Annotated in this window: 6 protein-coding genes; 1 reads left to right on the top strand and 5 read right to left on the bottom strand. The window is 27.3% G+C overall.

Annotated features, from left to right (window positions below):
* The 4 genes from COL3_RS15160 to COL3_RS15145 all read right to left on the bottom strand — a co-directional run.
* Positions 1 to 2,327: AAA domain-containing protein (locus tag COL3_RS15160; protein WP_099716653.1), on the bottom strand; the 2,327-nt coding region annotated here is incomplete at its 3' end.
* 168 nt (positions 2,328 to 2,495) lie between these two features.
* Positions 2,496 to 5,417: an NACHT domain-containing protein gene (locus COL3_RS15155; RefSeq protein ID WP_008424226.1), complete on the bottom strand. Its 2,922-nt coding sequence runs from the start codon at positions 5,415 to 5,417 to the stop codon at positions 2,496 to 2,498.
* Entirely contained in the window at positions 5,417 to 6,823 is a 1,407-nt protein-coding gene (locus COL3_RS15150) for a P-loop NTPase fold protein (RefSeq protein ID WP_008424224.1), read from the bottom strand. Before COL3_RS15150 ends, COL3_RS15155 begins: the two co-directional genes overlap by 1 nt.
* A 242-nt stretch (positions 6,824 to 7,065) precedes the next feature.
* On the bottom strand, positions 7,066 to 9,603 hold the full coding sequence (locus tag COL3_RS15145; RefSeq protein ID WP_008424222.1) for a DEAD/DEAH box helicase family protein: 2,538 nt from the start codon (positions 9,601 to 9,603) through the stop codon (positions 7,066 to 7,068).
* A 181-nt stretch (positions 9,604 to 9,784) separates the two neighbouring features.
* On the opposite strand from COL3_RS15145, the gene COL3_RS15140 reads away from it, so the two are divergent.
* Positions 9,785 to 10,429, top strand: a complete 645-nt coding sequence (locus tag COL3_RS15140; RefSeq protein WP_008424220.1) for a hypothetical protein — start codon at positions 9,785 to 9,787, stop codon at positions 10,427 to 10,429.
* Between the two features lie 134 nt (positions 10,430 to 10,563).
* Here the strand turns inward: COL3_RS15140 and COL3_RS15135 are convergent, their stop codons facing one another.
* Complete coding sequence (locus COL3_RS15135) at positions 10,564 to 10,941, bottom strand: hypothetical protein (protein WP_008424218.1); 378 nt, start codon at positions 10,939 to 10,941, stop codon at positions 10,564 to 10,566.
* Between the last annotated feature and the right edge of the window lie 130 nt (positions 10,942 to 11,071).

Below are 11,071 nucleotides of genomic sequence, written 5' to 3'. Positions count from 1 at the left end.
TACTTAGAAACTTTTTTATGAATTTTAAAGAACTCTATTAACTTTTCTGAATATGAACTATATAATAAATCAAAAATTGAATATATGTTACTGTTTATTATTTCAAGATTGTTATATTCAATATATCTTATTAAATCTCCTATATTGCTGTTATTTAATAATTCTTCATTATCAGAAACAACAATAACTAACTTTTTTTCTGCTCTAGATATAGCAACATTTAAAAGATTAGCATCATCCATAAAATCATCACGCTTGTCTGAAACTGTGGAGATTATTATACTCTCTTTTTCTCTTCCTTGATATTTATGTACTGTATCCACTTCAATATTTTCATTATTTATTGTACATTTTAATTCATTTATTTGATTTCTATAAGGCGAGACTATTCCTATAGATTCTTCTCCATCTAATTTAGGAAGTATTTCTTTTACTATTACATCTATCTGCCTTTGATTATAATGATTTCTTTCGTGATTTCCTTTTACTGTTTTATAGACTTCTAAAGGAGAACCACAAGAATTCTCATCAGTTAAAATAATAAGCTGATTATCATAAAACTTCTTATTGCAAAAATCTATTATCTTGGGATGGCATCTATAATGTTCCTTAAGCAAGGTTTTTGGTATATCATTAAATAATTTGCAAATAGAAGATAATAAGCTGTTTTCTGAATACATATAAGCTTCATTCAAGTTGTATTTATTATAAATACTATTACTAATTTCCTTTGTTTTATTATTAACAACATTAGGCAGCTGTTTTAAGTCTCCAACAATTACAACATTCTTAGCACATGAAAAAGCCAAAGCTCCAGTAACTATATCAACTTGAGACGCTTCATCTATAATTATATAATCAAATAAATAATTTTCACTTGCACATCTTTTTAAAGAATGGGTTGTACTAAGTATTAAAGGATATTCCTTAATGAAAGCTCCAAAGTCTTTCCATAAAACATCTTCATTAAAAATAGCTCTGTCTTTGCTTTTATTAAATCTCTTATATAAAGTATGCTTTAATAAAATCATAGAATTTTCACTATATTTTTTCATTTCGCCATCAAAATTGTATCTATTTAGCTTATTTTCTAAGCTTTGAATTTCCTTATCTAGTTCTTCTAGTCTTAACTTATAATACAATTGCTTAAGATATTTTTCTATAATTTCGGGTGAATTATCATAAAACCCAAAATTCCAGATGCTAAACTTAAGTAAAAATTTAAGCTTATATAGGAATTTAATATATCCATGCTCTTCCGTAAGCATATTATATTCCATTAACAAAGACATTATTTTGCTTGCACTCTGTCTTGGCAATGATCTTGATAACTCAAGTTTATCTTCATTATTGTATTTTTCAAAATGACCATTTTCAGTAATTAAATTTGATTTTTCCATGTTCAAAAGCGCTAATTTATTCTTTTCCTCTAGCCTTTCTTCTAGTAACTTTTGAGAATTTATTAAATCATCTTTTATCTTTTGAAGTTTCTCATCATCTAATTTATAACTGCTCAAATCTGGATACTTACCATTTTGAGCTTCAAAAAATTCAATTCTATTTTGCTTATTTCCTAAATAAGCTGCTATAAAATCAACATTATATTTCTTAAGCTTTTCAAAAACATTTAAAGTGGCAGAATTATTATTAGAAACAACAGCAACGGTTTTCTCTTCCATAACAGCATTTGCAATAATATTTAGTATAGTCTGCGTCTTCCCAGTCCCAGGAGGCCCTTCAATAATAGTAATCTGATTAGTCAAAGCTTTTTCTGTAGCTTCCTTTTGACTTATGTTAAATCCAAAGGGAAATATTATCTGACTATAATGGGTTATCTTTTTAACTGTTTTATTATTTAAATACTTATCCAAAACACTATGAGGACTTATGGCTGTCATATTTTCAAACTGTCTGCTTATAAAATCATTATCATTTTCAAAATCAATGTTTCCTGCAAGCTCTCTTAAATATGAAAAATAATCTTTACAAATTGAATCCTCAAGGCTATTCTTCTGAATATCCAGCTCTGATTTATGATATAGCTTATGATATCCAGTTTTAAATATTAACCTAATGTAGCCAAGTTCATCAAATTTTATAATTTTAGTAATGCCTGAAATTGGAATTCCTTTTTCATAAACAATTACAGCTTCGGGATTTATTTCTGTATATTTACTACTCCATTCTACATTGTAGCTGCTATATGTATAGGTTCTGTTGTTTTTAAAAGTTATGTTACGCTTGCCATTAGTTATTGGACTGCAATATGTTATTTCTTCTGTATTATCTTCATTTTTTATTAGAATTAAGTTCTTTTCTATATTCAATTTTGTTACCTCTTATTTTCATATTTATAGGTATATATTACTATAATTCTTTCTAAATACAAAACAAGTTTGCTTTTATATGCTAAAAAGCCATCTTTTTAAGGATAGCTTTTTTTATATTTGTATGACTTTTTTATTTCATTTGTACTTTATAAAATTCTGTTTATATTACTCTTTATTTTCGATTATAATGCTATCTAATTTCTCTTTAATTTCATACATCCAGCTATTACACATCTTGAGAATATCTAAAAATGAGTATGTCAATATATTTTCATCCTCTGATTCAAATATAAATTTCAAAATATTAAGAAATGAATATGGTTGGAAAAAGTATTTATTATACTGTTCTACAAAAATTGAATAGTCAACTACATTTGAACATTCAAGATAATCATATAACTTTTTAGGACTGCAACATATATCATTAAATTCTCTTAATTCAACAAAATTTTTCCAAGGTATTTTAATTTCTCTACATGTTTTAGAAAATTTATAATCAGATAGAATAACTAGAAACATTAATTCTATAATCTCACAACAGTCGCTTAATTCCCTAACTTTTTTATTTTTAGAATTCTTTTCAATAATATCTATTATTTTTTCAAACTTTAAAACAAAATTATTAATATGATTTTTTTCAATTTCATTCTTAATTATATCATTAATATTACAATAACCTATAATCTCCGAAAATCTACTTCTATATACTAACTTATCATCACTCAAATGACTCACTACAAGTCCCCTTGCCAAATTCCGGTACCTTGCTAGCTTATATCCATTACAACTATAGTGCCATCGTTTTAGCTCCCAATGATTATCCCATAATTTACACTCTGCTTTTCTCATTTCCTTAAATAGACTTCTTTCCATCTTATTTAAACTTAATTTTCCATTAATCTTAAATATATTCATCGCTTTTAAGAAGAATCTTATTATTAGTAATTCTCTAATAATATATTCGTACTCTAAAATTTTATAGTCCCATCTATTATTATTTGAAAATTCTTGGTAAACTGTTGAACTTACAAAATCTCTTACAATAATTTTTTCGTTAAGATCATATGATTCTGAAATAGTAGCAGATAATTCATTAAATGTATCAAAATATTCCTCAGCACACGAAATAAAATATAATTTATCTTCATGTTCATTGACAACAAATTTTATAGCTAATTCTAATTCATTTTTTAATAGCATACTAGTATTTTTATTATGCAATATTATTTTTAATATAACCATAAATATTGAATAGTTTTCTTTTAAAGAATTATTTAATTTAATTTTTTCAAAATATTCATAGAAAATTTCTTTTAAGTCTTCTATCTGAATATTTATTTTTTGATTTACTAAAAATAATTCTAACAAATCACCAACGCCTTTATTTTGGTACTTTCTAGTAATTTTATCATTTTCTAAAGACTTAATTTCTTCATCTATAATAGCAATATTCACAATAACTTCTTTAATCCATTTCTTTTCTTGCTTTTTTTTAATCCCGTATTCCTCAGAATTTAACATTAAAATTATCATATGTGTGAAATAGTATCTAAATTCATTAAATTTCTTATTTTTTTTCATTAACTCCAATATTTGATCTGTTGATGTTTTATTCATACTAAAGAATAATAATATTATTTCTTGCCATCGACTATACTCATCTTCATTAAGCCTTGATGCAATTTCTTTATTTATAATTTCAGAAGCTGTAAAAAAATTCTCAATTACTTCAGTATATATATATCTGGCTGTTAAATACTCTTGGAAACTAAGATGTGAAAATTGAATTTTATCTTGTTCTGGTTCATGTAACAATCCTGTCCTTGTTAAATAAAAACTCAGCACTGCTTCCTTATCATCTAGCTGTAAAGTTTGAAATTGATCTTGTTTTTCTCTTATAATTTTCTCTATTACATTAAGTAATCTCTTACGCGTTACAACAATCTGAACTTTTTTATCTTTTCTATTACTTATAGAACAATGAAACTCATACGCAATTCCTTGAAGTAATTTTAATTTATCTTCAAAATTCCATTCAGCATAATTTTCATCTGGATACATTCCTTTATGAAGTCTTCTAGTAATATCTATATTCTCTATATAGGCTTTAACCATCTCTTCATATGCAGTTGCCCTTGAATGAGGTAATTTACCCTTAGTTGTATGAATATGAATCATCATTGTTAAAAATACAGGTCTTCTTCTCAAAACGGACAGACTTTTAATTTTCTCGATCGACTCTAAGAAATCATTTGTTTTATCCTTTATTATACTTTGAGATATTTCTCTAAGAGCAAACCATTTTTCACTAAATTCACGAACTTGTTCTTTATTAAAGGAATCAACATAAAATAAATCAAGAAATTTAACGTCTTTATGTTCTTGCTTATCTCCTTCAATTAATTTATTGAACGGCACTCTTTCTAGACCTGAAGGTCTACTTGTCACAATAATATAATTGTCTTCGTTAAACAAAGCAAATTTCTTTAAAATTATTTCTCTAATTTTTAATCTGTTGTTTATACCTCCTACTTCATCTACTCCATCAACTAAAAGAAAACACCATCCATTTTCTAAATAAAACTTGAGTATATCCTTACTTATCTCTAATCCTAATGTTTTGCTTTGATCTTCAATATACATATTTACTAAATCATCTGCTGTTTCTATATTCCTTATATCATAATTTCTTAATCTGAAATACAGAGGTAATCTTCTTCCATATTTTTTTGTAATAGCTGTTAGAGCTTTTGAAGATAACATAGTAATAATTATCTTTGAAACAGTAGTTTTACCACTTCCAGGTTTTCCTGATATAACAACGTGCTTTGATTCATCTAATACTTCAATAAGCGATGATGTTAAGTTTTCTTCTATTCCCCAATCTCTATCCTCGTTTAATTCAATCTTACTAAAACGAAGAGGAACATAGATATCTTGCAATGATATTTTCTTATCTTCCCCAATATCTAATAATCCCGAATTGTCATCAAAATGATAAGCTGAATACATTCTTTCCATAAATATTTGTCTGAACTTACGTTGTTCAATAGTCTCAATAAAATTAGGATTAATATTATTACTCATCAATTCACCTCTATGGTTCCAATATATTTTATCAATTTCTTAGTAGTAAATTCTGAATTATTTTTATCAAAATATTTGACCAAATATTCTTTAAATTTTTTAAGAGCTTCATATCTATATGATATTTCTTCCATGTAAGAAAACTCTATATCTTCTAATTTATCCGAAATAACCTCTTCTGTTTCAAATTTTAATGGTATGTTCTCATAATCAACAAAAGGATTATCTAGATATCTTTTAAACATTAATTCTACTTTATTATTTGCATTTTCGCCTTTACATACATTTATTAAATTTTCAATAAAACTATGCTCCCTCTCTAAAATTGCAAATATTGGTTCATAATAAACTCTAAGATAATGAAATAAAATTAATATTTCTATTCTAAATTCACTACCATTAAAACTTCTTTCAGCAATTTCATAATATGTTCTGAAAGAATTTAAAAAATTCTTTACCTTTCTTGGATTTTTTTCCAAAATATCAGTAAGCAGATTACAAAATTCATTATATTGTGATTTATTTGAATAATACGCTTTAGTAATTTCTACAATAAACTTCTTATAATTATTACTTAATGGAACTCTTATTATACATTGAAACAATTTATCTAAATAATCTTTATGTATATTATTCTTTTTTAAAGCCCTCATTACATTTATTTGATCCATTCCAAGCACAAAAATACAATTAGACGTTGAAAGGTATAATTTTATTCCACGAATTAAATTTATAATGCTATCATCTTCACATCTATCTAAGTCATCAATAAAAATTATAAGTTTCCTATCTTTTTTATCTCCTAATAGTTTCTTTACCGCTTGTTCAAATAAAAGTTTAAATCTTTGAGATGAACTTGCTATTTCAAAATTGTTTTTTTCATACTTTTCACCATATTTTTCTATATTTGATGCATCCACTTTCACTTTTGTTATTGCATTTATTATCCCTGATATAATATCTATTCCAGTTCGTATCGAAATATCTGCGAGCTTTTTTGCTTCTTCAGTTGATTTAGTGAAAAAATTAAATCGCTCTCTAATCTCATGTAACAGTCCAATGACAGGTTCTTTCTCAAATTGATGTTCCCACGGATTATACCATACTGCTTCATAATCATTGATATTCCCTTTTTCTTTTAGCTTTTCAATTATTTCTTTCTTTTCTTCACCAGCAATCTCCTCATTTGCCTCATCAACAAATGGAAATTTGTAAGAGTCTATTTCACCTCCATTCATAAAATAAAGCTGTCTCATAATGCTTGTCTTCCCATATCCCCATCCGCCATAAATTCCTATTGTAAATGGAGGCTCTGCATTAAATATTATTTTATTAACTTGATCTACTACTTCCTGATAACCCAGTTCATCTTTTAATGTCCACTCATCATTTATGTATCTTTCCATTTTAACTCCTTAATTTGAATTCATTTTTTTATATATTAATGTTACAAATAATTTTTTCATTTAATTACTTTATTTATCTACTAAAATCTTTCTCAGATTGTTATTTTCCATTTTTTGCTATAATATATTTCAATTAATACTAATACCTTTTATTATATTGATAGTGTATCATAATCATTACTCATTTTCATTCTTTAGTTGCAAATGTGACTTTTAAGAATACTTATAATGTAACACTTCTATCAGTTGTCAATACTTAAGGTTCTCTCCTCATAATACTCATACATCCTATAAACAACAGCATCCCTCATATGCTCAACAAACTCATCTTCCCCAATAATATCTCTCATATCTTCATTTTTTAATGCTATTAAAGCCTTCCCACTCCCTGTGAAGAATTTTCCTTCACTCCTAACCAAAGCTCTAACCGGATTCTCCCTAGCCAACTTCACCCACTTCTTCCTGTTCCAACTTTCAAAATCCGCCGTACTCTTATCTCTAAACATATCCACCTTATTACTTCCCTTATGATAAAACTCATAAAAGCTCCTATAAACATCCTCCTCATCAATTTCCATCTTCACATTTCCCCCATTATAAAATGCAAGGAAAACAGGAATCTTATAGCTCTTACTCATCTTTGTGGTTTCAATCATTTTAATAAAGTCATGTCCTATGCTATTAAATAAATCTTCTTCATTTTCAAGTAATTCTCCATTTTCTTTTAAAAATCCTAAATAATCATTAAAAGGATTTAAGGAACTTTTTGTTTTCTTTATTGCTGAATAAACCTCATCATCTATATTATTGTAAAATTCAACTCTGCTTGGTCTATGACCTACAAGCTCTTTTACCCTTAAGAATTCTTGTAGAATTCTATCTTTGATGTTCATTTCTTTAGCTGCTAATTTCTTAAACACATCAATGATTCTAAAATCAAAATCTACTCTGCAATCTTCTGGATATTCTTCTTCATTAAATATGCCTTTTTTAGCCTCAATTCTAGAATAAGCTTTTCCGCTTAATAAAAATGGTAAAAGATCAGCCTTTTTATAATTTCCTATGAAATCTAAAACATTTAAATACTTCTTATCTTTATGTTTTCTAAGTCCTCTTCCTAACTGCTGCAAAAATACCGTTGGAGACTGAGTTGGTCTTAGGAACATTACCATATCTATAGAAGGTATATCTAAACCTTCATTAAACATATCTACTGAAAAAATTACCTTTAATTCTCCCCTAGTTAATTTATTCAATGCCTCTGTTCTATTTTCCGAGTATTCTCCATTTTCTCCACTATATACAGCTACAGAACTTATTCCATTTTCACAAAAGAATTTCGCCATGTATTCCGCATGTTTCTTTGAAGTACAAAACCCTAAGGCTCTATTCGAATTATATTTTTTATAATGATTTAAAATTAGTTCTCCCCTTTTATTAAGCATTAAGGCTTCTTCTAATTCCTTATCATTATATTTTCCGTTCTTGAATTCGATGTTCTCATAATTTACAGTTTCATCATAAATTCCATAATACCTAAAAGGTACAAGGTAACCTTTATTTATGGCATCACTAAGCCTTATTTCATAAACTGTATTGTAATCACAAAGAGAAAATACATCTTTTGAATCAAGTCTTTCAGGTGTTGCAGTTAAGCCAAGTAAGAATTTTGGTGTAAAATAATCTATAATTTTTCTATAATTACTTGATACTGCATGATGAAACTCATCTATTACTATGTAATCAAAATAATCCCTTTTAAAATATTCTTCCTTTAAATATTCATCCTTCCCCAAGGTTTGTACCAATGCAAAAATCATTGCTTTATCATTATCCTTAGTATTGTTATAAAAGAAGCCAATATCCTCAGACTTTCTAACATTTTTGAAGCTTAAAGCCGCCTGTTTAATTATTTCTTCTCTATGAGCAACAAATAAAACTCTTTCGGCTCTTATTGAATCAAACGCCGCTAAATATGTTTTTCCTACGCCTGTAGCAGCAACTACTAACCCTTTATCAAAGCCTTCTTCCCTTGAATTTTCTAATTCATATAAAGCTTCTATCTGTGCTCCCTTTGGTTCAAATAGCTCTATAACTTTATTTCCTTCGATTTCCTTTGGTTCAATTTCAGCTTCACTTTCCTTAGCTTTTTCAAGATCCTTGTAAACCTGCGGCCTCTTCCAATTCTTCGAGTAATTCTTCATTACCACATCATCTATAATTTCAGAATAATTAAGGAACAAATTTTCAAATTCATCATAAAAATCATTAAAATCTTCAGGATTTTGTGAGCGTAAAAACCTGTAATTCCATTCAATAGAATCTGTTAAAGCTCCCTTTGAAAGATTAGACGAACCTATATAAATTTCACTATCATTTTCAGTATGGAAAATATAAGACTTGGGATGAAAAGACTTGTTATGAACATTGTAAAATCTTAAATCTACCTTATCCTTAAGTGCTCCCTTAAGCATATAAAGAGCAGATGGAGATGTGATATTTAAATAACTACCTGTTAAAATTCTTATACTGACGTTTCTATCTATGGCTTCTTTTAAATCCTCTAAAATCATCTTGACTCCAGAATCCATAAGAAAAGAAACTATTATATCAATAGCTTTAGCATTTTTAATACTTTCTTTAAGCTTAGTGTATAAATGGTTGTCTTGCCCTGTACTTGCATTTCTAAACTCACGTATATTTGGGTATTCAGAAATAAAAACTGCTTCCTTTTCCTTTATATTTAATTCTTCATCTTCAAGTATTTTAAAGCTGCTCATAATTTTCCCCTCGATTATTTCATTTTCCTTGTTACATATGAATATTTTACCACAATAACCGTATAAATTCTAACAATATATGTTATTTTTACACATGATTTATTTATTTAAGCCTATATAATCAACTCAACTTTTGCTATATTATAGTATTATATACAGAATTAACATAAGGAGTGGTATTATGAAATTTTATCAATCAACAATCTTTAAAATAGTAATGGGATTAATCGCTTTCATTATAATTATTAAGTTCTCTTTTTTAATTTTATTAACAGGAATTGGGCTAGTAGTATACTTAAACATAAAGAATTCCAAATTCAAATCATTCAATAAGGCGGGCAAAATTCTTTTAAGTTCTTTTATGATTTTATTTACTTTATTGTTGGTAGGTATAAAAAATGTACCAACGGCTGACAAAACAGTTGCTACAAACTCAAAGGTTGAAAGTAATTCAGAAGCAATCAAACCTGCTGAACAGTCTGAAACTAAAGATGATAGCAAATCTACAGATGAAGTTAAGCCAGCAGCAAGTGAAAATAATAAGTCACAACCGCCTACTTCAAATGATACAAAAGTACAAGCGGCGAATACCGACACTTCCGTAAAATCATCAGAAAATACAAGCACAAATTCATCCACTAATAATGCTACAACAGCAAATACTAATGATGAAAATACAATAGTTTATTGTGTACCCAAAAGTGATGTTTATCATTTAAGCAAAGATGATCCAACTTTAAAAAAAAGTAAGAATATCTATGAAATTACTTTAAAAGAAGCTAAAGCTAGAGGCATGCAGCAGTCTAAATCAAAGGCTGATAATTAACATTTATTAAGTAAAGAAAAAAGCACTCCATCCGACAAAGATCTGTAGTGCTTTTTCTACAATTTATACATAATATAATTTAACATTTTATTTAGTAAATCTTATCATTTCAATTTCTTCTTCCTGTGATACAATCAAAATGGCATTTCTTCGCACCACTCATCATTCTTATCTTGCAAGCATTCTTCAAAATCCCAAAACATATCCTCATAATTTTCATAACTTGTAATATTGGAATTCTTTTTCCTTAATTCTTTTCTATTTTGATTAATCCTTACTTGTTCCTCAAAGCTACGTTCCAATTGCTTTACATATTCATCCTTGATTTTATATCCTAGAAAATTTAATTCCTTTACTGCACATAGCTTATCTACTCCAAAATGCTTACTATACCCTTTAACTAAATTTTGGCCATCATATTTAGATATCCAGCATCTCGCAGCCTCTAATCTAGAAGATCTTTTTAATCTTTTATGCCTTGGAATGTTAGAGTTATTCTTTCGTTTTTTCATCCTTATCTCCTAAATATCAATGTTTACATTATTCAAGTTAAAAACTAAAAGCATAAAGCACCTTATCTTCTTTGCCTATTGGCGGAGCTCCTTCACTAAATCCAATTATCTCTTCATTTTCATCTGTAAC

This window comes from Clostridium sp. LS (assembly GCF_002760435.1).
Lineage (GTDB): Bacteria > Bacillota > Clostridia > Clostridiales > Clostridiaceae > Clostridium.
This window is presented reverse-complemented; position numbering and strand designations above follow the sequence as displayed.